Annotated in this window: 23 protein-coding genes; 8 read left to right on the forward strand and 15 right to left on the reverse strand. The window is 43.1% G+C overall.

Going from position 1 to position 25,902, the window contains the following annotated elements:
* Positions 1 to 11: 11 nt before the first annotated feature.
* Positions 12 to 1,220 carry a Na+/H+ antiporter NhaA gene (gene nhaA, locus AAEY78_RS02180; protein WP_352336940.1) on the reverse strand — a complete coding sequence of 403 codons (1,209 nt, stop codon included), beginning with the start codon at positions 1,218 to 1,220 and terminating at the stop codon, positions 12 to 14.
* A gap of 491 nt (positions 1,221 to 1,711) precedes the next feature.
* On the opposite strand from nhaA, the gene AAEY78_RS02185 reads away from it, so the two are divergent.
* Entirely contained in the window at positions 1,712 to 2,467 is a 756-nt protein-coding gene (locus AAEY78_RS02185; protein WP_352336942.1) for a TSUP family transporter, read from the forward strand.
* 136 nt (positions 2,468 to 2,603) lie between these two features.
* Here the strand turns inward: AAEY78_RS02185 and AAEY78_RS02190 are convergent, their stop codons facing one another.
* From AAEY78_RS02190 to radC, 3 genes are all read right to left on the reverse strand, one after another.
* The gene (locus AAEY78_RS02190) at positions 2,604 to 3,977 is read right to left on the reverse strand and encodes a dicarboxylate/amino acid:cation symporter (protein ID WP_352336944.1); all 1,374 of its coding nucleotides are present in this window, start codon (positions 3,975 to 3,977) and stop codon (positions 2,604 to 2,606) included.
* Positions 3,978 to 4,358: 381 nt separating this feature from the next.
* Positions 4,359 to 7,223 (reverse strand): acyl-CoA dehydrogenase, encoded by a 2,865-nt coding sequence (locus tag AAEY78_RS02195; protein ID WP_352336945.1) that lies wholly within the window; start codon positions 7,221 to 7,223, stop codon positions 4,359 to 4,361.
* A 323-nt stretch (positions 7,224 to 7,546) separates the two neighbouring features.
* The gene (radC, locus tag AAEY78_RS02200) at positions 7,547 to 8,230 is read right to left on the reverse strand and encodes a RadC family protein (RefSeq protein ID WP_352336947.1); all 684 of its coding nucleotides are present in this window, start codon (positions 8,228 to 8,230) and stop codon (positions 7,547 to 7,549) included.
* Between the two features lie 178 nt (positions 8,231 to 8,408).
* Between radC and coaBC the strand changes: the two genes are divergently transcribed.
* Positions 8,409 to 9,788, forward strand: coding sequence for a bifunctional phosphopantothenoylcysteine decarboxylase/phosphopantothenate--cysteine ligase CoaBC (gene coaBC / locus AAEY78_RS02205; RefSeq protein ID WP_352336949.1), 1,380 nt, complete (start codon positions 8,409 to 8,411; stop codon positions 9,786 to 9,788).
* A 222-nt stretch (positions 9,789 to 10,010) separates the two neighbouring features.
* Here the strand turns inward: coaBC and AAEY78_RS02210 are convergent, their stop codons facing one another.
* The 3 genes from AAEY78_RS02210 to AAEY78_RS02220 all read right to left on the reverse strand — a co-directional run bounded on the left by AAEY78_RS02210 (position 10,011) and on the right by AAEY78_RS02220 (position 13,226).
* Complete coding sequence (locus AAEY78_RS02210; RefSeq protein ID WP_352336951.1) at positions 10,011 to 10,937, reverse strand: histone deacetylase family protein; 927 nt, start codon at positions 10,935 to 10,937, stop codon at positions 10,011 to 10,013.
* 113 nt (positions 10,938 to 11,050) lie between these two features.
* Positions 11,051 to 12,022, reverse strand: coding sequence for a type III secretion system chaperone family protein (locus AAEY78_RS02215; protein WP_352336953.1), 972 nt, complete (start codon positions 12,020 to 12,022; stop codon positions 11,051 to 11,053).
* 67 nt (positions 12,023 to 12,089) lie between these two features.
* On the reverse strand, positions 12,090 to 13,226 hold the full coding sequence (locus AAEY78_RS02220; protein WP_352336955.1) for a hypothetical protein: 1,137 nt from the start codon (positions 13,224 to 13,226) through the stop codon (positions 12,090 to 12,092).
* 155 nt (positions 13,227 to 13,381) lie between these two features.
* Between AAEY78_RS02220 and ccmA the strand changes: the two genes are divergently transcribed.
* The 5 genes from ccmA to ccmE all read left to right on the forward strand — a co-directional run bounded on the left by ccmA (position 13,382) and on the right by ccmE (position 16,787).
* Entirely contained in the window at positions 13,382 to 14,014 is a 633-nt protein-coding gene (gene ccmA, locus AAEY78_RS02225; RefSeq protein ID WP_352337304.1) for a heme ABC exporter ATP-binding protein CcmA, read from the forward strand.
* Positions 14,015 to 14,024: 10 nt separating this feature from the next.
* Entirely contained in the window at positions 14,025 to 14,774 is a 750-nt protein-coding gene (locus AAEY78_RS02230; RefSeq protein ID WP_502943613.1) for a heme exporter protein CcmB, read from the forward strand.
* A 245-nt stretch (positions 14,775 to 15,019) separates the two neighbouring features.
* Positions 15,020 to 15,808: a heme ABC transporter permease CcmC gene (ccmC, locus tag AAEY78_RS02235; protein ID WP_352336958.1), complete on the forward strand. Its 789-nt coding sequence runs from the start codon at positions 15,020 to 15,022 to the stop codon at positions 15,806 to 15,808.
* 40 nt (positions 15,809 to 15,848) lie between these two features.
* The gene (ccmD, locus tag AAEY78_RS02240) at positions 15,849 to 16,061 is read left to right on the forward strand and encodes a heme exporter protein CcmD (RefSeq protein WP_352336960.1); all 213 of its coding nucleotides are present in this window, start codon (positions 15,849 to 15,851) and stop codon (positions 16,059 to 16,061) included.
* 210 nt (positions 16,062 to 16,271) lie between these two features.
* Entirely contained in the window at positions 16,272 to 16,787 is a 516-nt protein-coding gene (ccmE, locus tag AAEY78_RS02245) for a cytochrome c maturation protein CcmE (protein WP_352336961.1), read from the forward strand.
* A gap of 147 nt (positions 16,788 to 16,934) precedes the next feature.
* Here ccmE and AAEY78_RS02250 read toward each other — a convergent pair whose 3' ends face one another.
* The 7 genes from AAEY78_RS02250 to AAEY78_RS02280 all read right to left on the reverse strand — a co-directional run bounded on the left by AAEY78_RS02250 (position 16,935) and on the right by AAEY78_RS02280 (position 24,877).
* Positions 16,935 to 17,783 carry an aldo/keto reductase gene (locus AAEY78_RS02250; RefSeq protein ID WP_352336963.1) on the reverse strand — a complete coding sequence of 283 codons (849 nt, stop codon included), beginning with the start codon at positions 17,781 to 17,783 and terminating at the stop codon, positions 16,935 to 16,937.
* A gap of 274 nt (positions 17,784 to 18,057) precedes the next feature.
* Positions 18,058 to 19,014, reverse strand: coding sequence for a MetQ/NlpA family ABC transporter substrate-binding protein (locus AAEY78_RS02255; RefSeq protein WP_352336964.1), 957 nt, complete (start codon positions 19,012 to 19,014; stop codon positions 18,058 to 18,060).
* 207 nt (positions 19,015 to 19,221) lie between these two features.
* Complete coding sequence (locus AAEY78_RS02260) at positions 19,222 to 19,908, reverse strand: methionine ABC transporter permease (protein WP_352336966.1); 687 nt, start codon at positions 19,906 to 19,908, stop codon at positions 19,222 to 19,224.
* Positions 19,909 to 19,926: 18 nt separating this feature from the next.
* The gene (locus AAEY78_RS02265) at positions 19,927 to 20,697 is read right to left on the reverse strand and encodes a methionine ABC transporter ATP-binding protein (RefSeq protein WP_352336967.1); all 771 of its coding nucleotides are present in this window, start codon (positions 20,695 to 20,697) and stop codon (positions 19,927 to 19,929) included.
* A gap of 339 nt (positions 20,698 to 21,036) precedes the next feature.
* The gene (locus AAEY78_RS02270) at positions 21,037 to 23,127 is read right to left on the reverse strand and encodes an ATP-binding protein (protein ID WP_352336969.1); all 2,091 of its coding nucleotides are present in this window, start codon (positions 23,125 to 23,127) and stop codon (positions 21,037 to 21,039) included.
* Between the two features lie 141 nt (positions 23,128 to 23,268).
* Entirely contained in the window at positions 23,269 to 23,991 is a 723-nt protein-coding gene (locus AAEY78_RS02275; protein ID WP_352336970.1) for a response regulator transcription factor, read from the reverse strand.
* 337 nt (positions 23,992 to 24,328) lie between these two features.
* Complete coding sequence (locus AAEY78_RS02280) at positions 24,329 to 24,877, reverse strand: efflux RND transporter periplasmic adaptor subunit (protein ID WP_502943614.1); 549 nt, start codon at positions 24,875 to 24,877, stop codon at positions 24,329 to 24,331.
* Positions 24,878 to 24,935: 58 nt separating this feature from the next.
* On the opposite strand from AAEY78_RS02280, the gene AAEY78_RS02285 reads away from it, so the two are divergent.
* Positions 24,936 to 25,163, forward strand: coding sequence for a hypothetical protein (locus tag AAEY78_RS02285; protein WP_352336971.1), 228 nt, complete (start codon positions 24,936 to 24,938; stop codon positions 25,161 to 25,163).
* Here the strand turns inward: AAEY78_RS02285 and AAEY78_RS02290 are convergent.
* The gene (locus AAEY78_RS02290; protein WP_352336973.1) at positions 25,160 to 25,519 is read right to left on the reverse strand and encodes a hypothetical protein; all 360 of its coding nucleotides are present in this window, start codon (positions 25,517 to 25,519) and stop codon (positions 25,160 to 25,162) included. The genes AAEY78_RS02285 and AAEY78_RS02290 overlap by 4 nt on opposite strands.
* Positions 25,520 to 25,902 lie beyond the last annotated feature (383 nt).

Genomic DNA, 25,902 nt, shown 5'->3' on the forward strand with positions numbered 1-25,902 from the left:
TAAAAGGCTGTTTATTCAGAATGCTGTCGGGTCAAATCAACTGAGGTCACACTTACATTGTCTTTTAGCGCCACTTTTAGCATGAGGTAACCGGCAATGCCTGACACAATGGAGCCCATAATAATACCCAAGCGCTCATCAAATAGCGGTGTCTCACCACCGAATGCCAAGCCACCGATAAACAAACTCATGGTAAAGCCTACCCCGCATAGTAATGCTGCACCGTAGATTTGCTTAAAATTCATCCCCTTTGGCATGGTTGAAACACCAAGCTTAAAGATAAGCCAGCACATGAACACCACGCCAATCTGTTTACCGATAAACAATCCAGCGGCAATCCCTAGCGGTACAGAATGAAACAGCTCAGTTAGACCTGCGCCCTTTAATGAGATACCAGAGTTGGCAAAAGCAAACAGCGGTAATATGCCGTAAGATACTGTGTCTTGTAAGTCGTGCTCCAGCTCTTCTAATGGTGAATGCTCAGGGTCAGTACGGTCAAACATAGGAATAAATAGCGCCAATACCACACCCGCAAGCGTCGCATGAATACCGGATTTCAGCACGAAAATCCACATAATGACACCGATGAGGATATAGGGCGTAATGCTGGTCACGTTGCGGCGGTTGAGTAGATATAAAAATGGTAAGCATAAACCAGCAAGTGCTAGTGAGCCTAACGATAAATCACTGGTATAAAATAAGGCAATGATTAAAATCGCCCCAATATCATCAAAAATGGCGATAGATACCAAAAATACCTTTAACGAATTGGGCACGCGGTTGCCAAGTAAGCTTAAAATACCCAATGCAAAAGCGATATCCGTTGCGGTGGGAATTGCCCAACCTTTTAAAAACTCAGGCTCATGATAGTTAAATGCCACATAAACAATGGCAGGTGCAATCATACCGCCAACGGCAGCCCCAGCAGGTAAAATAATTTGTTTTAGATTGGACAGCTCACCAACGAGTACCTCACGCTTAAGCTCAAGCCCGACTAAAAAGAAGAAAACTGCCATTAAGCCATCGTTAATCCAATGATGGGCATCTTTTGCAATGGCAAAGCTACCAATTTGAATGGCAACGGGCGCATGAATAAAAGATTCGTACCATGTATTTAGGGAGGTATTGGCAATAATCATGGCAGCAATTGCAGCGAGTGCGAGCACGATGCCGCCTGATGCTTCCAAATCAAAAAAAGCTTTCAGTCTTCTTATTGCCATATCATCCTCATTGGTTAAATAAATACTGTCTAACTGGCTGATGCGCTCAGTATTATGATGCTAATACTATAAACAATATCATGGTTGATGCACGTTATAGTCGTGTATTGATCAGCGGCAGCGAGTCACGCTTTTGACTGCGCCGTTATATAAACTATAGGACGTTAACGCTATAGTATCTTAGCCAAGCGCTATATCCTTGTTATCAAATACTCTCTAGCATGACTAACGGTAAACTTAAATCGTCTGACCTTTCTTACAAATCTAGCAGACTTTGCGACGTTTTTGGCTTTTTTTATATAAATAACCTTATAATATGTCGCTTTTCCCTATGAGCGTTATGTTTTAGGCGATGAGCCTGCTGTTTAGTACCCTCATACCAGTCAGCGCCGATTGCTAAATGCACAGAACAAAAGCGCATCGCAGCAATAAATAGGTAGCGGCATTCATTACTGTCATTTTTTATCATTTATTTTTACAAGGTCAAGGTTATGGATGTCTCGCTTACTTTAGAAGTTATTTTGATGCTGACGGCAGTGGCAGCGCTTGCCGGATTTATTGATGCAATTGCCGGCGGTGGCGGTCTGTTAACCATTCCGGCGATGCTGCTTGCCAATATTCCGCCCGTATTGACATTGGGGACGAATAAACTGCAAGCGGCATCGGGTGCATTAGCGTCGTCTATCACCATGATTCGTAATCGCGTGGTTTATCCGCAACAAATAAAAACGGCTATTATCGCTGCGTTTCTCGGCTCTATCATCGGGTCGATTGCGGTGCAGTTATCACCACCGGATTTTTTAGAAAAGCTGATTCCATTTTTGATAGCGGTAATTGGTATTTATACCTTATTTGCGCCAAAATTAGGAGCAGTAGAAACCAAACCACGTATCAGTGAAGGCAAGTGGCAAAAAGTAGCAGCGCCAATGATAGGTTTTTATGATGGCTATATGGGACCGGGTACGGGAATGTTTTTTGCCCTTGGCAATGTGGCACTGCGCGGTCGGCGTATTGTAGAAGCAACAGGCGCGGCAAAGGTGCTGAATTTATCCACCAATATTGGCTCGTTGATATTCTTTATATTGGGCGGCAATGTGCTATGGAAAGTGGGCTTAGCCATGATGGTCGGGCAGACGATAGGCGCTTATTTTGGCTCGCATATGGTCATGAAAGGCGGTAGCAAACTGATTCGTCCAATGATTGTATTAGTCTGTCTAGCGATGGTGACCAAGTATGTGTTTGGTTAATTGAATCTTCATATTTTTTGTAAAATACAAAGTATGCCTACTCATAATATATACAGTGAGCGCCCATAAAAAACCCCAGTTATCAAAGCTGGGGTTTTTATTTACGTCAATAATTGAAGGTGGTTAGCAGGTTAATCTAGCCGCGTTTATGGTCATCATATTCGCTACCGATTAAATCATCTTTAAATACAGCAGACAATTCACGCTCGCTATCGGCATCAATATGACCATCAAATATCTCTTTTACGCCTGCATTCGGGTCATTATAAACTGCCACATCCATCTCACCCTCTGACTTTGCAACGATGACTGTAACAGCTGCATCACCGCCCACGTTTACAGCAGTACGAAGCATATCCAGAATACGGTCAACACCCAAAATCAAGCCAATACCTTCAATCGGCAGACCCACTTGGGCAAATACCATTGACAGCATAATCAGCCCCACGCCCGGCACACCGGCAGTACCGATAGACGCAAGCACCGACATTAAGATAACGGTCAGGTAGCCGGAAATACCTAAATCTACGCCATACAAGTTGGCAATAAAAATCGTCGCCGTGCCTTGCATGATTGCCGTACCATCCATATTGATGGTCGCGCCAAATGGAATGGTAAAGGACGCCACTGAATTATTCACGCCCATACGCTCAGTCACCGTGCGCAAGGTAATCGGAATCGTTGCATTAGAGCTTGAGGTACTAAAGGCAAAAATCTGTACATCGCGCATTTTTGCTAAAAAGGTTTTTATTGATAAGCCAGAAGTCAGCTTCAATATCACCATCATCGTCACAAAGAAATGGAAGAAAAGGGCGCCAACCAATACCGCGACATAACCCAATAACGACCAAATTAGATCAAAACCAAGCTCTGCCATGGCTTTGGTGAGTAGTGCAAACACACCATACGGTGCGAGATTCATAATGATGGTCACCATTTTTAAGATGACTTCATTAATGAGTTCTAAGCTTTGCACCAAACCTTTGGCAGGCTTGCCCACCATCAAAATACTGATACCAATCAACATCGCAAAAAATATAATCGACAGCATATCGCCATTCGCCATCGCGCTAATGGGGTTGGATGGGATAATGTTAGAGAACACATCTATCAGCGGTGGCGCAGATTCCGCCTCAAACGTCGCCGTGCTATCGACATGCATGCCTTTGCCGATACCAAATAACGAACCAAGCCCAATAGCAGTAGTAATCGCTAGCGCGGTGGTCACCATATAGATAAAGAACGTTTTACCACCAATACGACCCAATAGCCGAATATCACCAATGCCACAGACCCCGCAAATCAGCGATATTAATACCAAGGGTACAACCAGCATTTTTAAAGAATTAACAAATAACTTACCCACAATGGCAAAAAAACCATTGGTCACATAAGTATTAATAAAGCTGCCTTCCGCATTTAAGCCAAAATAATTGATGCCTAATCCTAAGACGATACCCAGTATCATGGCGACAATAATTTTGCCGGTCAGTCCCATATTTTTCCACATAATCCTATCCTTTTTGTGCGTAAAACGTGCAGACGGTTGCTTGTAACCTCAATGTGAGGATGATAACTACCATTAGGCGCGTTATTACGTCTATCAATGTATGTCTGTCATCCGTTTACAGACTGTGCGGCACAATATAAGATAATAGTTAGGGCTACTGCAATATTTTTTTATGAATCAGTAGGCTTTATATTTGAATCCAGCTCTTTTTGGCAGGTAGGATAAGCGACAAAATCTAATAATTAGTAAAATTGAAGTTAAGTTAAGCCATAAAAAAGGCTACCCGATTGGGCAGCCTTTTCGTGATTTTGCTAATAGTTATTATCTTATTCGCGCCATGCAGCTATTTCGTTTTATAAAAGACACTGATATCACTATTGCCTATTCACTGTCATTTCCATTGATATTATCGCGGCGCAAACCATCTTCCCATTTTGCTTGTTGGCTACGATGGTTATCACTCATTCGGTGATTAAGCACTGATTCAGCATCGCGAGTGCGATGACTCAGCGCCTCGGTTCTTGGGTGAGATTGATTAAAGTTGGTTTGATTGGCATGTTCTCCAGCGCTATGCTGTTCAGCCACCATTTTCACATCACCGTCCGGCTCATACCCGTGATTTGGGTTGGTATCACCAATTTGCTGCTCAGGAGTTTGCCCATTAGCCGACAATTCGTTATCGTCTATTGAGGTGTCTTTAGCAACATAAGTACCGTTTCTGATTTGAGCCTCTTTTTTTAATTGCGCATAGTCTGTCAGTTTATCAACAGCATTTTCTAAACTGTGCGGATTGGTACGCTCTTGCACTTGCTCTAAATGCTCATCAAAGGTATCCGTTAATAGAGAATCAAAACGTAGCGCATTATAATGAATCAGCACTTCTGCTTCTTCTTCGCTAATGTCACCATTTTGACTGGCATCTACCACAAAATCTTCAAAGGTTAAGCCCTCAAAGCTGCCTTTATGCTCAGCTTTTTTAAAGCGTTGCCATAATGGCTCAACGGCTAATAATGTTTGGTAGGCATTTTCCATACGACCGGTGACATCGTCCGGCTCAGTATTGTAATAAACCATGGTTTTTAGATAATCGCGGAACGGATTGGCTTCAAAGTCATCCATAAAGGTGTCGCCAAGTTGACGCTTTAGCTCGTCGCTCGCCGGTTTAAAAATACGACCGCTTGGGAAAGTTACAAAGCTGACCACGCCTGCCGCCATGCGATTAGGAAAGTTATCAAAAAAGCTGATAAAGGCTTCTTGAATGGTAAATAAGCTGTGCTTTAATGCCACTTCTGCATGTAATTGCTCGGCTTTTGATTTACTGCCATATTGGTAAAATTGCAAAATAGCTGTGGCGATAAATAAATGCCCGTGAATATCGGCAAGACGACCCGATAGCATCTCTTTACGTTTTAAATCGCCAGCCAATAAGCCGAGCGCCATATCAGCGGTTAGCGCAAAACTGGTGCTGAGGCGGTTGATATGCTTGTAATAAGGTCGGGTAAAGCTGTCGGCAAAGAGAGGCGCATCATTACTACCGCCCATATATCCGGAGACAAATGCCTTGGCACCGCGATTAAAGGTATAGCCTAAATGCTTGAAAAATAAAACATCGAACGGTTTAAGAGCCGCTTTTTTATCCTCACTTTGCAGTAGTTGTAATTCATCAAATAAATAGGGATGGCAGCGCATTGCCCCTTGCCCAAATATCATCAGTGAGCGCGTTAAAATATTTGCGCCTTCAACCGTGATAGAGACCGGAATGGCATGATAAGGAGTGGCTAAAAAGTTGCGCGGTCCCATTTGAATGGCACGACCACCGACCACATCCATACCATGATTGACTACCACACGCATGGTTTCGGTGGCGTAGTATTTTGCCATTGCCGTCATCACTGATGGCGTACCACCTTGATTTAGACCGCAGGTAACCAAGTGGCGAAAAGCTTCTAACATATAAGTTTGGCTGGCAATATAGCTGGTAACGTCTTGCACACCTTCGAATTTACCAACGGAGATTTTAAATTGCTCACGTACCTTGGCAAATGCGCCAACTGATAAATAGGTCATTTCACTGGCTGATGTTGACAATGCTGGCAAGGAAATACCGCGTCCTACGCCCAGACATTCCATCAGCATCCGCCAACCGCGCCCTGCGTTTTCGACCCCACCGATAATATAATCAAGCGGAATAAAGACGTCAGTGCCATCAACCGTACCATTCATAAAGGGCGAGCCGCTCGGATAATGGCGCGGTCCAATAATAACGCCTTCATGGCTTGCCGGCACAAGGGCGCAAGTGATGCCATAATCGGTTTTATCACTATCGCCCAATAGCCCTTCAGGGTCATACATTTTAAACGCCAAGCCAACAACGGTTGCAATCGGTGCCAAGGTAATCCAGCGCTTGGAGAAATTCATGCGCAGACCTAGCGTATATTCGCCGTCATGAATACCGTAGCAAACCACACCCGTATCAGGAATAGCGCCTGCATCAGAACCAGCTTCTGGACCGGTTAGACCAAAGCAAGGAATCTCTTCACCTTTTGCTAAGCCCGGTAGCCAGCGCTGTTTTTGCGCGTCCGTGCCGTAATGCATTAATAGCTCACCGGGTCCCAGCGAGTTTGGTACCATACAAGTGACCGCAGCCGTTGGCGAGCGCGAGGCAATTTTACTCATGATGCGGCTTTGCGCATAAGAGCTAAAATCTAAGCCGCCATATTCTTTGGGAATAATCAGCCCTAAAAAGCCATTGGCTTTGATAAACTGCCATGCCTCTGGCGATAGCTCTTTGTCGTCATGTTGGATTTGCCATTCATCTAACATCGCGCACAGGTATTCAACTTCATTATCAATAAAGCTTTGTTCTTCGTCCGACAGTTCAGGATACGGATAATTGGCAAAGGTTTTCCAGTTTGGATTGCCCATAAACAGCTCTTTTTCCCACCAGCTGGTACCTGCATCGAGCGCTTCGCGTTCAGTGTCGCTCATGCTGGGCATCGCTTTGCCAAGCGCTTTATAAACGGGTTTGGTAATCAACGCGCGGCGAGTAGGCGCAATCAATAATATCAGGCACAGCAACGCAATAGGTACGCCCAAAATCAGTGACCACGGACTGATATAAGCGGTGACTATTACCGTGATAATCGCTACGATACTGCCGGTTAAGCGTGATAACGACTGCAAAAAGATGGCCAAAACGACGGCTAACTGAACCAATAATGCCAAAATAAATAAGCCAATCGCCATGACTGTCTCCTTAGCAAAGAGTGAATGAGGGAAGAGCAACAGCGCTATAAATTATAACCTGTCATGATAACGCGTAATAATGTAGAAAAAACAGGATTTGCCTAGAAAAGAGTAAGCATTAGTAAATACATTTTAACCCATCGTATAGAGTAGCGACACAAAGCTCGTTAACAATATGCGTGATATAGATGTAATTATCAATAATGAAACGGCTACCGTATGTGAACGCTGGTATCCGTTGTAATCTATAGCGTTGCCTCTATCTTTTAGTTAGGGCTAACAACTCTAAATTTATCCTAAATAAAATCGTTGCCAGTAACCTTTTAGGCGAAAGGATACAGCGCATTTTCAGCATACGATAAGGTATCGTTACGCCCAACAATAATATGGTCAATTAAAGATAAATCGATTAAATCGCAGGCTTTTTTTAGCTCGTCGGTTAAGCGATTGTCTGCTGCTGAAGGCTGGGCATCAGTATGCGGATGATTGTGCGCGATAATTAATTGGCTGGCAGAATGGGTAAGCGCGTGACGCAGCACATGCTTGATACAAACGGAGCAGGATGAAATACCGCCGGTAAACAGGATTTCATAATTGAGTAAATTCAGTGCATTGTCCAAACACAAAACCGCAAAAACTTCGCGTGGCTCCCGACGTAATTGTGTGCTGATATAGTCCTTGACGGCTTGCGAGCGTCCGAGTGCTTGCCCAGTTCGTAACTGACTGTCGAGATAGCGCGTACCCATTTCCAGTGATGCGAGTATCTGCGCGTATTTAGCCGGACCGATACCGTGGCAGGCAAGCACCACATCTTTAGGCGCGGATAGTAATTCAGCAAGACTGCCAAACTGAGTAATCAGGTGCCGCGCCAGCTCGATTGCCGATTGCGATTGCGTACCAGTACGTAAAAATATGGCTAATATTTCAGCGTCCGATAAATGCGCTGCCCCAAATTTTAATAGTTTTTCTCGCGGTCGATCGTCTTCGTGCCAGTCTTTGATTGCCATTGCTATTCCTTTATTATTTTTTTGAAATGGTATATTGATAAGTGTTGTATAAAATAAACATAAAATTATCGTAAGCAATTATCGATAAGTGCGGAAAATCTTACCCAATTTGGCTCATAATTGTTACTATAAGCGCCATTTTATCCTTTAATTTCCTACTGTTAATAATGCCACGCTTATGACTAATATTGTGCTCGCTATCACTGGCGGTATCGCCGCTTATAAATCTGCTCTATTCGCCCGTTTATTGATTAAATCGGGCTATCAGGTGCGCGTCATTATGACCGCTGGGGCGCAAGCCTTTATTACTCCGCTGACCTTACAAGCGTTGACGGGTAATGAGGTGCATACCTCGTTACTTGATGAACACGCTGAAGCGGGCATGGGTCATATTGAACTTGCCAGATGGGCGGATTTGGTCATTATTGCGCCTGCTTCTGCCAATACTTTGGCTAGGCTAGCGATGGGTATGGCGGATGACTTGCTTACTACCGTGTGCCTTGCAACTACCGCGCCCGTTATTATTGCCCCAGCTATGAATCAGCAAATGTGGGCACATCCTGCCGTGAATCTGAATGTTATGACGCTGCGTGATATGAACTATCATATCATTATGCCTGCCAGTGGCGAGCAAGCGTGTGGCGATGTGGGCGCAGGGCGTCTGCCAGAGCCTGAGCAATTATTGGCTGAGCTGCGGTTATTTATTGCTCAACACACCATTCCGCAGCGCTTATTTGGCAAAACCGTGGTCATTACCGCAGGTCCAACCGTAGAAGCTATTGACCCCGTGCGTTACTTATCCAATCATTCTTCAGGAAAAATGGGTTTTGCCTTGGCACGGGCCTGTGTTGAAGCTGGTGCACAGGTGATTTTAATCGCTGGCGGTAAAGTCGCCTTGCCCACACCGCTTGGGGTTACGCGCATTGATGTACTCTCTGCTGAAGAAATGCTCATTACCACGCAACAATGTGTGGCGGGTACTCATGCTGCATTGCAGTTTGAAGAAGAGCATGATCATGACCATCACCACGATCATCATCACGACCACGACCATCATCATGACCATGGGCACGATGACTGTGATTGTAGTGATGAACCTGCTGACGCTATAGCAGAAGATGATAATGCGCTCATCGCTGATATTTTTATCGCAACTGCTGCTGTTGCCGATTATCGTACTGAAGAAGCTGCACCGCAAAAAATCAAAAAGACCCAAGAGTCGATGAGTCTTAATTTGATTAAAAATCCTGATATCTTAGCGACGATTTCGCATGCCTATCCAGAATTATTTGTGGTTGGCTTTGCTGCTGAAACCCAAGAAGTAGAGCGTTACGCCCGTGGTAAACTCGTTAGTAAAGATTTGGATATGATTGCTTGCAATGATGTCTCACGCACGGATATTGGTTTTGCCAGCGATGATAATGCGATGCAAGTATTCTTTGCCCAGCGCTATGAGCAAGATGTGGTCACATTAGATAAAGCCCATAAAAATCAGATTGCTGAGCAACTTGCTGCATTGATTGGTGATACTTTAGCCCAACGTCAAGATGGCGAATAATTCTTCACTGCTCCAACAGTCGCATTGTTTATTGCCTTATTAACCACAGATATTTTAACCTTAAAGATTTGACTGCGTGAATATGTACCCCAAGCCCGCTTTTGTCAGCTTGTATTATTGATTATAACGGTGCTTGGGGTACGTATTGGTCGGCAAAAAATAATGGCATTACTGTCGTGATAAAGGGCACAACATTAGACAGTAATGATTAAAGGCAAAGAATTAATGACCGTCAGGATTTACTTCATCAAAAAATATCTGTTGCGCCAAGCGAAAAGTATTACAGTGCGCCTCAACCACATCATCAATATCTTCTGAATAGCCACCGCCCATGACGATAGCAACGGGTATATTTTCCGCTTTTGCTTGGCGTAATACGTACTCATCGCGCGCTTTGCAGCCTTCTTGCGACAATGCCAATTTACCCAGTGCATCCGTTGCCAAGACATCCACTGCCGACTGATAAAAAATCATATCGGGCACAAATTCCTGAATTAAGCGCGGCAACGTATCTGCCAGAATTTGTAAGTATTCAGCGTCACCTGTATCCGTTGCCAACTCAATATCAAGATCGGATATTTGCTTACGAAACGGATAGTTTTTGGCGCCATGCATACTAAATATAAAAACGCGTGACTCGTTTGCCATAATACTGGCATTGCCATTGCCTTGATGCACATCCAAATCAACGACTAAAATTCGCTGCGCTTGTCCACGTGCCAGTAATAGATTGCTGGCAACACACACATCATTAAACACACAAAACCCTTCACCATGATCGGCAAAGGCATGGTGCGTACCGCCTGCAACATTCATCGCTACGCCATATTGCTGCGCATAGAGCGCACATTCATATGTTGCGTGTGCAATATAACGCCCGCGCTCAACCAAAGTCGGCGTCATCTCAAAACCAATCTGACGTGCTTCTTTGGCAGTCAAGGTCTGGGTTTTTAGCTTATGCCAATATTCAGCAGTATGGGTAGTTAATACTTCTTCTTCGCTCAATTTTTTTGGCGCAAAAAAGTTATCGTTTGTAATAGTGCCTTCCGCTAATAATCGCTCCGGAATCATGGTGTATTTTTGCATGGGAAAGCGATGTTTTTCAGGGACTGAATAACGAAAAATCTCAGAATAAGCAATTTTTAGCATGGTTATTTACTGTCTATAGGTTAGATGCTGTCATAAAAAGTCGTTGAAAAAATTACGTATAAAGAATGACGTATAAAAAATATCACAAGTTAAAACAGGTATCAGGGAGGCGCTTATTGTACAAACTGGGTGGGCAAATAAAACTTGCGCGCATCGGCTTGCTGACGTAACTCAGTGAGTAACGTTGCCATGTCTTCTGCCGGATTGGCAGTATTAATCAAATCACTAAATATCTCATAAGTGACCGTAGTCATGGCAATCACACTTTGCAATAAGTGCTCCATAATATGATCGTCGATACCGACCGCTTCAATATCAATAGCATTTTTATAGCGTATTTCGCCATCGTTGATATCCATCTCCAGATTACCTATCAGCATGTCATAATTGATTTGGGTAATCAGCAGCATTGCCGCGCTTTGATGGCTTTCAGGAATCAAAAACGGCAAAATGCCATAGACCGCCAGTAGATTATTGGCTTCTTGTACCCGAAATAGATAGCCGCATTCGACTTGCTTGTTCCTCATCTGTAATGATAAATGGTGCGATTGCTGACTGTCCGATGCCCGAGGGCGATAATAGGTATAGTGCCAGTCTTTATCATAAAAATATTGCTTCAGATATTCGACGATTGACATATCATTTGGAGCATCGACTTCTTGCGCTTCATGATAATTATCATTGGTGTCATGATTTTCTAAGCTATTCTTTTCTAAACTGCTATTTTTTGAGGCACTATTTTCCGAATCTTTATTTTTTAAATTATCATTATTAATATCGTTATTAGCGGTATTTACGTCAGCATTTGTATTCTCGGACTGAGTACTTTCAATGCTGCCATGTTCAATACTGTCAGCTTTAATATTATTGGTTTCTATATTTTTATCTTCAATACTGTCATTATTAATGCTTTCAGCTGTAGTATTTTTAGCGCTAATATCTTCGGCTGGAATCGGATATTCCGGCACATTAACAGGGCTGCTGGTATCCTTGTCTGCGCTATCATCTTCAACCACGCGCAACAACGCGGCTGCCAAGCGCCGTTTGATTTTTTGCCACAAGCTACGTTTATTGATAGGACTCATAACTGATCTTTTATTAATAAGTGAAAATAAGTAAATCGCTACTGTTCAATAATATCAAGGCATTCAGCTAAGAGACGCCATTTGCTACGGTTTGCTTAATATCAGGCTGAGCATAAAAAGCATGCAGCATGGTGCGAATATGGTCAGTGAACGGCGCACTATCAATAGCATCATGGGCAAGCGGCAATAGGGCAGTGCTTAGCGTAGCAATGGCTTGCTCATCAATATGTAAACCTGCCGCCAATTGAGCAAAGGTATCAGACTGATGATTGGCATACCCAGTCTCAACGCTTGTACTTACCAAACTGCGCAAATAAGGCGATATCCGCAAACGATTATAACTTTGCTGTACATTGGCTTCAATTAGCTCAAGGCTGTTATTGTCCGGCTCATCACTGAGGTAGGCTTGTAACTGGCTAACCGGCTCGTCTTTCAAACGTGCCCAACCGGTAATCAGTAAGCGCGCCACTTCTTCATTAGACAGATGCTCTTGCGCATTGGCTTCAGCGCGTCGGGTCAAGTCTTTAATATTGCGATGCAAATATGCTTGCAGCTTATCATCAAGATTGCGATTGGTGGCTTTTTCAAACGAGCTGCGCCCAAGCTTCATGAGTTTACCCACACCGCCAGCTTTATCAAGGGTAGTTTCCATAAAGTCGTTAATCGCGTGATACAGCGTTTGGGTCAATAAATCCGCAAAAGTATCGTTACCAATGAGACTATGAATCAACATATTACGCTGCTGCTCATGGCTGCCGATATAATTGGCTAAGGTATCAATTTGGCTGTCGTCAATGAGTTCAGATAAAGGTACGTTATCATTAACGGGATGATAAATAATGGTATGCAAAATATCGCGGACATCAGTGCGCATCAACTCACTCATTGGCTGACTTAATATCCACTCGTTAAGTAAGTGCTGTAAATCCTCGCAGCTGATGTATTGCTGCATCGGCTGTGCACCAAGCCATTGCCACGCGTCCATGACTAATGGCTCAGCTTGACTGCGTAGCCATTGCTGCATAAACCTGACTTGCGCTTCGACTAAACCATCAATAGTCAAATCTGTCAAAGGCGTGCGGTCAGCTACGGACTTGCTTTTTGGCGCTGAATTTTCTAAGCTTTCCGAATTATCGACACTAGATTTTGCATGAGTATCAGAGTTTCGGATATCTTTTGACTGTGGCATAGGTTTTGAGGTCATAGTAATTAACAATTTGTTATACTGGTAAGTGGTAGTGAGCATAACGTATTTTGCCATGAACGCAATAGTGGTTTATGGTGAATATAGCTGGCTGATTAAACTGGTAATAATAAGAGGTGTCCGTGACCATCCCGTCCGTATCTATATCAGCGTCAATGCAAACAGCTCTACTAGCGCCGGTGTTAGCCTGTGATGAGCTTACCGTGCAACGTGGTGAGATTCCGCTGTGCGAAGCGGTCGAATTTACCTTGTTAGCAGGTGATATTTACCATTTAATTGGCGCAAATGGTACGGGTAAAACCACGTTCCTGATGCAACTTGCTGGATTAATACCGATATTAACTGGCATTGTACATTATCAAGGGTCGCAGATGCTGCCGATTCAGCCGCTCTATGTGTCGCATCAATTGGGCATTCACCCCAGTCTAACCGTCGCGCAGAATTTAACCTTTTTGCTCAATTTATATGGTATTACGCCAAGTCGAACTGATATCGATGCGGCACTGGCGTGGGTTGGTTTGCAAGGGTTTGAAACCATCAGCTCAAGCCATTTATCCGCAGGACAAACGCGCCGTATTACGCTGGCTCGGCTGTATTTATTGACGCCTGAGGTAACGCCATTGTGGTTACTTGATGAGCCATTTACCGCGCTTGACGTGGATATGGTCGCGCGGATGGAAGTAAGATTACGTGAATTTGCAGACGCAGGCGGCGCGATTATGATGACCAGTCATCAGCCGGTTGGTGTTGCCAATCACGTGCTTGATTTGTCAGATTATATGGTATAAAGGATAAATGATGACAAATAGCCAAGAGCAATCAGTTAATAATAATCAAAACAATAAGCACAATAATAGTCAAAATATTGCTGTACCCAACGTTATCAGCTTTGGGCAATTATGGCGGCGCGAGTGGCAGGTCAAGCAACAAGGGGCAGTACAATGGCTGTATCCTTTGGTATTGTTCTTGGTTATTATCACCTTATTCCCGTTAGCTGTTGGTAGTGAGCCGCAATTATTACAGCGTTTGGGCGTGGCTGCGGTTTGGATTGCCGCGCTGTTGTCCTTGGTAATGGGTGTTGAAGGTTTGTTTAAACCTGCTTTGGACAATGGCACGTTAGCACAATTGGTGGTCGCAAAAGCATCGTTGCCATTATGGGTGCTGATTCGTTTAGCAATTCATTGGATTTTTAGTAGCGGTATTGTGGCAGTTTTAAGCTTACTTGCCGTGCCTTTGTTTCAGTTGAGTTGGTTTGAAACGGGTATTTTGATGGCATCTATTATTGTCGGCAGTCCGATGCTGCTTATGTTATCGGCAGTGGCAAGCAGTCTGACGTTATCACTTAAAAACGGTGCGGTATTGGTGCCCCTGATTGCGCTACCGATGCAATTACCAGTATTGATTTTTGCCACCGGCGCGGTAGATTTATTTGCCACTGGTTTAAACGGGCTACCGATTTTAGCGTTACTATTAGCAGGGAGTATTATCTCTGTGTTGGTCATGCCGTGGGTTATTGCCCAAACCTTAAAAATGGCATGGTTAAATTAATATAAATGGTCATACGGATAAATATATTCTGATATTTGTTTTTACGTCTAAGCATTTAACCTTTATTTATCATTTATTTGCAAATCATAATACGCGCATTAACCCCATGGTGAATGTGGGCAAGTTTGCTATAATGCTATATGATGGCGTTTGCTAAGTCGTGAACGCTTACCGAATTGTGGATAGGGAAGTCGAACATCTTTTCTATCTGCCCCATTGATATGCTTTGCAGTAGGTTAATCCCCATGCCCAACCTAAATAATGTCTCCTCTCCAAGCCTATGGCAGCGCATTTGGCAGGTCTTTTTGACTACTGTGGGCACCAAGGAGTTTTTCCGTATTTTTTCGCCATGGGTCAAGTGGTTGGCTATCTTAGCCGGACTGTGCCTAACGATTGGTAGTATTTGGGGCTTGGCATTTGCGCCACCTGACTACTTACAAGGCAATAGTTATCGCATTATCTTTATTCATGTGCCAGCAGCCAGCCTTGCCATTTCTATTTACTTTGCTCTTGCGGTATTGGGAGTTATTTATTTAGTTTGGAAAATAAAAACGGCAAATCTGGTGGCACAAGCGCTTGCGCCATTAGGGTTTTTATTGTGCGTGGTTAGTTTGCTTACTGGTTCCATTTGGGCAAAGCCAACGTGGGGTACCTATTGGGTTTGGGATGCACGGCTAACGTCAATGCTGATTTTGGCATTTTTATACGCTGGCGTGATGGCGTTATTTGCTGCCTTTGAGCACACGGCAAACCGTGGTAAAGCCGCAGCTATTTTATCCATTGTTGGTGCGGTGAATTTGCCCATTATTAAATATTCAGTTCAATGGTGGAATACCTTGCACCAAGGTTCGACTTTTACCTTAACCGCAGCGCCCAAAATGTCGGCAGATATGTGGATGCCATTATTATTAATGATTATTGGCAGTTATTTATTGGTCGCAACCTTAGCCATTTATCGTACCAATACCCTTATTTTATACCGTGACCAAGGCAAAGCTTGGGTAAAAGAATACGTCCGTGGCCAAGGTAAATAACGCTTTATTGAGAAAGCCTTAGGGCAGTTGGGAGAACCGCATGCAACCCTATTTTTATAGTATCTCTGAATTTATTGCCATGGGTAAGCATGGCGTTTTTGTGTGGTCGTGTTGGGCAATTACCGTCGGAATGATGCTAATATTTATCTGGTATAGCCGAAAGCAACGTCAATCCTTAATTAAGGAGCTGATTATTCAACAAGCACGTCAAGCCCAGCGTGGTACAAAGGGTAATAAAGGTGCAGCCTTATAAAATAGACTTAATATCAATAGTTTAACTTGTTAGGTTTATTTTTATAACGCGTCAATATGTGGGCAATATCGCCAAAAAGCTTATTGATTTATGCAAAAAATGCTACTATATAACTATCTTAAAGGCAGCCTGTCTCATCCGGTATAAAAAGAGCATCCTGAGACTCTTTTTCTGGTGTGAACAGTAGTTAGTCATCTATGAGGTCGTGGTATGAATGCAGTTCGACGCAAAAAATTGATGTGGGTGTTTTTTACGCTGGCAGGTGCAGCAGTGGCAGTAGTATTGGTGCTTTATGCCATGCGCCAGCAAACCGATTATTATTTTGACCCAACGGCAATTGCCCAAGGTGAAGCGCCACAAGACAAGCGTATTCGTGCTGGCGGCATGGTGGTTGCAGGCAGTGTACAACGTGCGCCTAATGATCCGCTCAGTGTTGAGTTTGCCATTACAGATTTTAAATCGACCGTTCCTGTGACCTATCAAGGTATTTTGCCTGATTTATTTGCTGAAAATTCTGGCATCGTGGCGACAGGTAAAATGCAAGGCGACACCTTTGTAGCGGGTGAGGTATTGGCAAAGCATGATGAAAACTATATGCCGGCAGAAGTAGCTAAATCCCTAAAAGAAAACAACCGTGCCAGTGCTGAGAAGGTGGGCGTCAGTCCAGATTCTAACTTATACCAACCTGCTGAACCGATTAAAGATTCGCAAGTTATGACGCAATAAGTGTCATGATAATAGCGTAATTGTTAGTTAAGCACGAAATTATCATCATTTAATAATTCTCACTTAATAAAAAAGCCACTGAATATAGCAGTGGCTTTTTTATGGCTAATTTTTGATTAAGCATGGTAAAAATCGCTAGGATTGATATTAATCATCCCACTGAGGCGTATAGTCAGGATGCTCAATCTTGCGCCCATCATTACGAGCAAGCTTGCTGATTTGTGCCAATTCATCCGCGCTTAATTGTACGTTGATGGCATCTAAATTACCTTGTAAGTGTTTTGGGTTCGAGGTTTTGGGGATGGCGATACGGTTTTTATCTGACAGTATCCAAGCCAATGACACTTGCGCTGGCGTGATGCCATGCTTATCTGCAATCTGTTTGATAATCTCATTTTTAAACACATCACCACGTGCAAGCGGCGAGTAGGCTTCTAATAAAATATGGTGGTTGTTTAAAAAAGCCTGCAAGGTATCTTGTTTAATAAAGGGATGAAACTCAACCTGATTGACAACAATCGGCACATCAGCGTATTTTTCTGCTTCAATTAAGTGGGCGATATTAAAGTTAGAAACCCCAACATGGCGCGTTAGCCCTTGCTTTTGCAATTCACATAATGCAGGTATCGTTTCTGATAACGGCACGCGGTCATCAGGCCAATGCAGCAGTAACAAATCGACATAATCGGTATCTAAACTTTCTAATGAGCGTTTAGCCGCAGCGATTAATTTTTCTGGCTGGAACTTTAAGTCATCAGGAAATATCTTTGTGGTTAAGAAGAACTTATCACGAGCGATGCCCGATTGTTTGATACCTTGTCCAACTTCCTTTTCATTACTATAAGCTTGAGCCGTATCGACGTGCTCATAGCCCATCTGTAACCCTTGGCTAACCACGTCTATGCAGTCTTGCCCAGTAGATTGCCACGTTCCAAGCCCTAATACTGGGATGCCAGCGTCTCCAGCGGTGCGAATCTGATAAGTTTTCGTGCTCATATAATTATCCTTGTCGTTTGTCGTGATTCAAATTTATATTGCTAGCACAGTTGATGATTAATCATAATAAGTATGAATTTCTATGCAGCTTTAGCACTATTTTATTACTATAAAAAAAACCAGCAGACAAGGATAGGGCAGCTGACGCTTTCCTACAAAGGACACACAGGCTGTAACGTCAAATTTAATAGAGTTTCATCATAAATAAGCAAAAAAAAACGTCCATGACTTATCAATCATGGACATTTTTTTGAATTATTTTTTACAATAATAATTATTTAGCAGTAGTAGCTACTGTACCTTCAGCGCTGGCAGTACCGGCTGTTGCGGTAACAGTGGCAGGCTCAGCAGACCAGATTTTTGGATATTTGTAACCTGGGAAGCTGTCATGAGCATACTTTTTGAAGGCGTCAGAGTTATAAGCGTTGGTCACGTCTTTAACCCATTTTTTATCTTTATCGGCAGTTTTAATCGCTGACCAGTTCACATAAGCAAAGCTTGGCTCTTGGAACAAGGCTTCAGTTAGCTTAATGCCTGAGTCAGTGGCATAGTTACCATTGATAATAGCAAAGTCCACCTCATCACGAGCACGTGGCAACTGAGCAGCTTCTAACTCAACGATTTTGATATCGTATTTACTGTTATCAGCGATATCAGATTTTGATGCAGTGAGCGGATCAATATTGTCTTTTAGCGTAATCCAGCCAAGCTCATTCATCATAACTAAGGCGCGGGCAAAATTGCTTGGATCATTCGGTGCAGACACACTCATACCTTTAAAGGCATCTTCTATCTTGGTTTTTTTACCAGAATAAACGCCAAGTGGGGCGGTTGGTACTTGAAATACTTCGACCAAATCAAGATTGTTCTCTTTTTTAAAGGTATCAAGATATGGCTTATGCTGGAAGATATTGATGTCCAAATCGCCATCAGCCAAAGCAATATTTGGGCGGACATAGTCGGTAAAGGTTACCAATTCAACTTCATAACCTTGCGCTTCTAGTGAGCTTTTCACTTGGTTGCGTACCATATCAGCGAAGTCACCTTCAGTCGTACCGATGACGATTTTGCTATGTTCTGGATCAATATCGCTGGTCGCTGTGGTTTCAGTGACGGGCTCCGCAGTTGCTTCTGGCGCTGATGAATTATTACAGCCCACTAATACTAAGCTTGATACACCAACGGCGGCAAATGCGGTCGCCAACTGACGACTGATATCGGTTAATTTCATGAAACATCCTTACTCATAAATGGGCTAAAGCGAAAGAGCTAAAAATAAAACAGCCATTAAAAAAGCAGCATTAAGACTGATAAAGTAAGTCGTAATGCTGCTATATCAAATGTTGCTGGAATGCTAATTAAAGTAAACCGTTTCAGGTATAAAATCAAGCACTGTTTAAAAGCCATCTTAAATGGTATAGATGAAGACACGTACTATCTAGCGTTTATCCAAACGCGTGGCGAGTAAATTACCCAATGCTTGAATCGAGATAACCATAATCGAGAGCATAATAACGATAAAGACCATTACCTCTGTCTGATAACGATAATACCCATAACGAATGGCTAAATCGCCAAGACCGCCACCACCAATCATACCTGCCGCTGCTGAAAATGACAGTAAGCTGATACATAAGATAGTGACCGATAAGACCAGACCTGAACGCGCTTCATTAAGCAGTACTTTAATAATGGTCAATGGACGCGCGCCCATAGATTCCGTTGCTTCAATAATACCGCGCGGCACTTCGCGTAGATTTTGCTCGACCAAACGAGCAAAATAAAACGAGCCTGCAATCGCAAGTACCAATGAGGCGGCAATTGGACCGATACCCGTACCAACAATAGCCTTAGTAAAAGGGCTCATTGCAATCATCAAAATCACAAAGGGGAAGGCACGCATAAAATTGGTAATACCGCCTAGCACGGCATACAAGGTTTTATTTTGCAAAAACTGTCGATCGCTGGATAAAAATAAGAACACCCCAAATAGCCCGCCGATGATGATGGCGACTGTGGTGGATATGCCAAGCATAATAAAAGTATCGACGAACGCTTGCCAAATCTCTTTACGCAATACAAGCAGTTTATCTATCGAGGCAGATAATTCCGTACCAGTTAACATCTATTTTCTCCTGCCTCATTAATCTTCGTGTATCAAGCCTTGACCAATCGGGGTCGTTGCTTGAATCAGCCCATCGCGAATGTCTGCCACTTCTAACAGCTGACCTTGATGCAATAATGCGACGCGGTGACATAATCTGCGAATCACGCTCATCTCATGAGTAACGATAACAATGGTGACGCCAAGCTGCTCATTAATATCACGCAGGCAAGTTAGCAAGCTGCGTGTGGTTGCAGGGTCAAGCGCAGAGGTCGGCTCATCCGCCAATAAGACTTTAGGACTCGGGGCAATGGCGCGAGCAATACCAACACGCTGCTTTTGCCCACCCGATAACTGTGCCGGATAATGACTGGCGCGATCGGTTAAATCGACAATATCGAGACATTCCATCACCCGCTTGTGAATATCGCGACTCGGATAACCTGACACTATCAAATTAAACGCCACATTATCAAAAACGGTGCGATTGGACATCAAGTTAAATTGCTGAAAAATCATACCAATATTATGGCGCGCAATCCGTAAATCGCCCGCTGACAATTCCATCAAATTAACATCATCGATAATGACTTGACCACTATCTGGGCGCTCAAGTAAATTAATCAGCCGTAATAAGGTGGATTTCCCTGCGCCTGAATAGCCCATCAAGCCAAAAATCTCGCCTTGTTTAACTGACAGTGAAGTCGGCTCAACGGCAGTAAACCAATGCGGTTTGCCGTCCGCGCCTTTGACGGATCTGTCACTTAAAAAGCGTTTGGTCACGTCATTTAGAACGATCATGTCACTCATGGAATGCCCAAAATTTAATAAATACGATAACAGTCATATCGAGGTCTAAAGATTGCTGCGTTATTCACTGGCTGCAATCGACAACCCGATAATAAGGGGCGGTAATATAGCATATTTTGCAGCGTTTTGGATATGTCCATCTATGACTGGAATATTCTAGAACTCATAATAAAAGCTATATTGTGCAGTAGAATATTAAGAAATATGTTCGATACGGTTATAAAAAATCAGGTAAATCTAAATTATTAAGCATAAAAAAAAGGGCGACTAATAGGAATGACAGCAGTTATTAATACTATTTAATATCTTATCCATTTAATATCTTATGCCTTTAATAAATTATCCACGTCTATTATGGTCGCGATAATTATAATGTGGGTCATGTTTGACCGGCAGGACGATTAGAAAACGGGTATGACCATTGATGGTATCGGTGGTGATATGACCTTGATGCGCTGTGACGATTTGAGTGACCAATGACAAACCCAAACCTGAGCCTTTTTTCTTTTGCTGCAAGCGCACAAAGGGGCTAAATATCTCTTCACGCTTGTCTTCAGGGATGCCGCCGCCTTCATCAATCACCGCTAGCACCACATAATTTGGTTGCGGACGTACAGGTTCTGGTTTGACTTTTTTTAGATGTTTCTTGAATAGGTTTTCTTTACGTTGAGTAGCAGGTGGCTGATTTTCCTGTGCATCATTGGCATTTTTATTAGGAGCGGTATTATTTTGCTCTGCGTTTGATAGCTTGTTCTGTGCAAGCTTGTTCTGTGCAAGCTTGGTCTCTACACGCTTAGTCTGTGCAAGATTAGCATCTGCTATTGTATTTTCTGCCAGTTTAGGTTCAGCAACCATTCGCCAGTTGCCCTTTTTGATTCTATCAACAAGGTCAGTGGTAAATTTATTATAGTTACCGATAACAGCGTTGGTATTGATCAAAGGTACAATTTCGGTTATAGGTGATTCTACTAAATCGCTTTGATCATCATTAGATGCAGTGAGAGAACATAACGGTTCTTCAACAGTAAATAAGTGACCATTTTTATAAAGGGTTGGGGCAGGTAGTAGAGGTACTGTATCGCCCGATTTCGTTTTATTTGTCTTATCAGACGAGTCAGTTTCAGAAGAAACACTTGCTGATATATTACTCAGTTGCTTTTGTTTATCAACCGGAATATGCGCTTCATGGGTAAGAAGGGCTGCATTATTATCTGCTGTCGCAAAGCTATGACAGACCGCCGTTTGTAATAAATACTCAGGAACTATGACGGCATCTGTTTTGTTTTCAACGCCATACAGCAAAATCGTAATCGGCGGCTCACCGTGTAGCATGGCATTATTTAACAGGTTTCGAATCAAGTGGGTCAGCATCAACGGTTGACCTTCAATCACCAGACGCTCGCCAAGTAAGGTCGCTTCCGGATAATGTTGCCGCTCCTGATTAACCAAATCATAGATATCCATGCGCTCAATTTGTTGCAGCACATGTCCGGCATCCAAGCGGCTGACCAGCAGAATGCTTTCGACCAAATCATTCAGCCCAGACAAGTCGCGATTAATGGCTTGGGCGCGTTTATCAAACTTAGCCTTGGTATCCTCTGGCATTGCCCCTGCGAGCATATCCATCATCTCAATCTGCAAGCGAATACGGGTAATGGGGGTGCGCAGTTCGTGTGAGGCATGCGCAAGTAGCAAATTATTAGCATTAACTAGGTGTTCGATTTTTTGCGCTGCTTGATTAAAACCGCGTGCTAATAAGGCGATTTCATCATTACCACGAGCATTGACGCGCACGGTAAAGTCGCCATCGCCTAGCTGAGTCATTTGCCGACTCATCTGGTTGATACGCCACGTCATAGAACGCGCAATCCACCATAGCACCCCAGCCATAATTAGCAGCAATAATAAGGTGCCCGTAAATAGATTGAGCGCGGCAGAAAGCACTGGTTTCTTTGGTGGCAAACGCGATTCATACAGCAAGGTATAGCCCGTGCTACTGTAGACTTGGGCTTGCTGGGTGGGCGGCGTATCGGCAAGAGAAGGAAAAACGCGGGAAAACAATGAGGGCAGCGCTGGCAGATTAACCGGAAAGTCACTATTGTCAGTCTGCATCAGCAGATTACCTTCGTTATCATACAAGCCCATCTTTGCTTGTAACGATTCATCAAAGATGTCAAAGCTTTTTTTGACTACTGCCAGCATAAAGCGAGATTGCAGGCGATTATTATTGCTAACAGACGTATTTAGCTCATGTAAAAAAGGGTCAATTTGTCCCAAAATTTGGGTGGCAACAACCTCAGATCGAATACCTGAGTCTTTGTCATGGACAAGCTGAGTTAATAACACCATAGCCACAGCAAACAAAATTAATGCCAGCATGACGCTGGCAAATAATCGAGCAAAGACGGAATGAAAACCGAGAGTCTGCATGACATGGTCTCTAGTGTCGTAAACAATAAGGATTATACGGTAAAGGGGCAAGCAATATTTTTATCAGCAAGTAGCTGCCAGCTCAAAGAATAACTGCCAACTCAAGATTATAAAGACATGAGTTGACAGTCTAAAAAACGATTACACTTGATCGGTGGCAAATTGATAGCCTACACCGCGCACAGTAATAATGCGTTTTGGCTGACGTGGATTGTCTTCAATTAAAGCACGTAATCGTGAGATATGTACGTCAATGGCGCGGTCGATATTGTCCGAGCTGTCATCGTTTGGCATTGCCTGCCATAATTGCTCGCGATTAAGCACCTTGCCAGAATGAGTGGCAAAGTAATGAAGCAACTGAAACTGATGCGTGGTTAAGCGGACGGATTGATCATCAATTGTGACTTCATGACTGTCTGGAAAGACGCTTAAGCGACCAAAAGTTAAGCTGTCTGACTGACTGTCCGCTTGGTTTGGCTGCTCATGACGACGAATCACCGAGCGAATGCGAGCAAGCAATTCGCGCGGCTCAAATGGCTTTGACATATAGTCATCTGCGCCCATCTCAAGTCCTAATACACGATCTGTGGTGTCGCCCTTAGCCGTTAACATGACGATGGGTACTTTATTGGTAATATTGTTTTTATTGCCACGAATCTTTTGGCAAACTTGCATGCCATCCATATCGGGTAGCATTAAATCAAGCACTACCAAATCAATATCGCGCTCTTTGGTGTCCAAAATATCCAGCCCTTCTTGACCAAGACCAGCATGATGAACGTCATAATAGTTCATGGTTAAATAGTCACTGATCAACTCAGCCAAATCTGGATCGTCTTCAATTAATAAAATTTGCTTACTCATAAGATGTCCTTGGGTTAAAAGTGAAAATTCATGTGTATTTTAATTGTCATTATTATATGGTTACTGGTGATTCACTTTATCATGCTATGTTTCAATACAAGAGATCTTTCAATAAGAGATAAAAGATAAGAGCTCTCTCAATAAAAGATTGTGTCGTTATATAATTTGTCGTTCTATAAACCGTACTATTATAAAAGACCTGCTTTTATGAGAACGTCAACCTTTTATATAAACATCACTAAGGCTATTTTGCCTAATGCTACTAGCATCACACAAGATAGCCTTTGTTAATATTTCTACACAATGTAACGCACTCAGCAATATACAGCCATTTTTATTATGAAATGACTGCTTTTTTGCCTGCCGTTTCAAGAGGTAAATCCGCCAAACAAATCAGGCTGTCATTACTAACGCCGGCTATTAGATATTGTCCCGTACTTGGATCATACTCAATAACTTCGACCGCTTGGCGCGTTAAGCGTTGGTCTTGCTTAATAATCCAGACATTTGCGGTAAGCGGTGAGAGTGGTTTATAAGGCGGCTTTTTTAATTCAGCTAAATCCACATCATGTATCCCTTGTTCGGGAACGACTGTTCCTACTTCTATTTGACCATAGTCAACGCGACCGCTGACTGCCATATTAGGGCGCAATTTGCCGCGACTAACGTCATTTTTCACCACGTGTACATTAACGAGCAGCTTATTAGTTTGCTGATTAACGGTTAGCTTACTGACTTGACCTGTAAAGTTATCTGTCAAACCAGTAACAGTGAAATTGACATTTTGACCGATAGATAATTGCGATTCTGCCTGAATGGGCAAAGTGGCAATAAAGCGTAAATTCCGATCATCACTTAATTGTAATAGCACGTCGCCTGCTGACACTGTCGGCGCCTTGTCTCTATAAAGGCTTACTCGACCTGAGAAGCTGGCACGGACTGTGATGAGTGGCGCTGTATCTGTAATAGAGTTTGGAGCAGAGGTTGATGTATTAGACGTTTGTTGGTTGTCCGTATTACTGGCTGCATCATCACCTGCATTGTCATCTACATTATCATTATTTTGGTTATCATCCTGTGGTGCGGCAGAAGTAATCGTTTTGCTGTTTTTAGGCGTCGTGTCTGTGTGGCGCGCAACAATAAGTAGCGGTGTGCCTTTTTCTACCCATTAACCGTGAGTGACCAATACTTTCTGAATTTGTAGGTCATGAGTAGCAGTTAACTGAATGCTTTTGATGGCCTCGATTTGACCTTGTAGCCCCAAGCTTGGCTGGTAGCGAGTGGGCTTGATGCTCAAAATATACTCAGGCGCCATGGTGACACTATCTTCACGAATGACAATCGGCGACAACGCGTTATCCGTATTTTCAGAGGTGGCAATCGACTCTGTTGGAGAGGGCGGTTGACAGGCGGATAATGATCCGGCAATGAGTAACAGCAGTAGTATGCGACCTTGCAATCCAAAATAGGGCAGTCGAGCGATTAGCGTGTGGTTGGTTGCAAGTTTTTGACTGCTTTTGATATGCATGATGCGCCATCGCCCTCTGTGATTCAATAGATGCTAGATAGATGAAGTATAGATAAATGAAGTATAGATAAATGAAGTATAAATGGTAGTGTAGAACGCTGCTATAAGTAAAACACTTTTACGCATAAGTAATAAGAGCGTGGTGGAAAATAATCAGTGCTAATAAACATTAATAGTTGAACATTATTTTTGTGTGGTAAAACAAGTCCATTAGGCTATAATAGCAAACAAATGTTTTTAGAGCCTTTGCGTGACTTTGAGCTAGGTCTGTCGCTCTGAAAATACATTTAGCCATGAGTTTAAGCATTGCTTAGCGCTTTATGGCGTCTATTTAAACAAATATCGTGAAACCCGCTTTGCCCATCAAAATATTGCTGGAGAAT

Origin of the sequence: Psychrobacter sp. 16-MNA-CIBAN-0192 (genome assembly GCF_040309565.1) — a bacterium.
Classification (GTDB): Bacteria; Pseudomonadota; Gammaproteobacteria; order Pseudomonadales; family Moraxellaceae; genus Psychrobacter.

Excerpts from the sequence above, each read along its gene's own strand:
- nhaA (WP_352336940.1), bottom strand. The coding sequence starts at position 1,220 with ATGGCAATAAGAAGACTGAAAGCTTTTTTTGATTTGGAAGCATCAGGC.
- AAEY78_RS02185 (WP_352336942.1), top strand. The coding sequence starts at position 1,712 with ATGGATGTCTCGCTTACTTTAGAAGTTATTTTGATGCTGACGGCAGTG.
- AAEY78_RS02190 (WP_352336944.1), bottom strand. The coding sequence starts at position 3,977 with ATGTGGAAAAATATGGGACTGACCGGCAAAATTATTGTCGCCATGATA.
- AAEY78_RS02195 (WP_352336945.1), bottom strand. The coding sequence starts at position 7,223 with ATGGCGATTGGCTTATTTATTTTGGCATTATTGGTTCAGTTAGCCGTC.
- radC (WP_352336947.1), bottom strand. The coding sequence starts at position 8,230 with ATGGCAATCAAAGACTGGCACGAAGACGATCGACCGCGAGAAAAACTA.
- coaBC (WP_352336949.1), top strand. The coding sequence starts at position 8,409 with ATGACTAATATTGTGCTCGCTATCACTGGCGGTATCGCCGCTTATAAA.
- AAEY78_RS02210 (WP_352336951.1), bottom strand. The coding sequence starts at position 10,937 with ATGCTAAAAATTGCTTATTCTGAGATTTTTCGTTATTCAGTCCCTGAA.
- AAEY78_RS02215 (WP_352336953.1), bottom strand. The coding sequence starts at position 12,022 with ATGAGTCCTATCAATAAACGTAGCTTGTGGCAAAAAATCAAACGGCGC.
- AAEY78_RS02220 (WP_352336955.1), bottom strand. The coding sequence starts at position 13,226 with ATGACCTCAAAACCTATGCCACAGTCAAAAGATATCCGAAACTCTGAT.
- ccmA (WP_352337304.1), top strand. The coding sequence starts at position 13,382 with ATGCAAACAGCTCTACTAGCGCCGGTGTTAGCCTGTGATGAGCTTACC.
- AAEY78_RS02230 (WP_502943613.1), top strand. The coding sequence starts at position 14,025 with ATGACAAATAGCCAAGAGCAATCAGTTAATAATAATCAAAACAATAAG.
- ccmC (WP_352336958.1), top strand. The coding sequence starts at position 15,020 with ATGCCCAACCTAAATAATGTCTCCTCTCCAAGCCTATGGCAGCGCATT.
- ccmD (WP_352336960.1), top strand. The coding sequence starts at position 15,849 with ATGCAACCCTATTTTTATAGTATCTCTGAATTTATTGCCATGGGTAAG.
- ccmE (WP_352336961.1), top strand. The coding sequence starts at position 16,272 with ATGAATGCAGTTCGACGCAAAAAATTGATGTGGGTGTTTTTTACGCTG.
- AAEY78_RS02250 (WP_352336963.1), bottom strand. The coding sequence starts at position 17,783 with ATGAGCACGAAAACTTATCAGATTCGCACCGCTGGAGACGCTGGCATC.
- AAEY78_RS02255 (WP_352336964.1), bottom strand. The coding sequence starts at position 19,014 with ATGAAATTAACCGATATCAGTCGTCAGTTGGCGACCGCATTTGCCGCC.
- AAEY78_RS02260 (WP_352336966.1), bottom strand. The coding sequence starts at position 19,908 with ATGTTAACTGGTACGGAATTATCTGCCTCGATAGATAAACTGCTTGTA.
- AAEY78_RS02265 (WP_352336967.1), bottom strand. The coding sequence starts at position 20,697 with ATGAGTGACATGATCGTTCTAAATGACGTGACCAAACGCTTTTTAAGT.
- AAEY78_RS02270 (WP_352336969.1), bottom strand. The coding sequence starts at position 23,127 with ATGCAGACTCTCGGTTTTCATTCCGTCTTTGCTCGATTATTTGCCAGC.
- AAEY78_RS02275 (WP_352336970.1), bottom strand. The coding sequence starts at position 23,991 with ATGAGTAAGCAAATTTTATTAATTGAAGACGATCCAGATTTGGCTGAG.
- AAEY78_RS02285 (WP_352336971.1), top strand. The coding sequence starts at position 24,936 with ATGAGTGGCGCTGTATCTGTAATAGAGTTTGGAGCAGAGGTTGATGTA.
- AAEY78_RS02290 (WP_352336973.1), bottom strand. The coding sequence starts at position 25,519 with ATGCATATCAAAAGCAGTCAAAAACTTGCAACCAACCACACGCTAATC.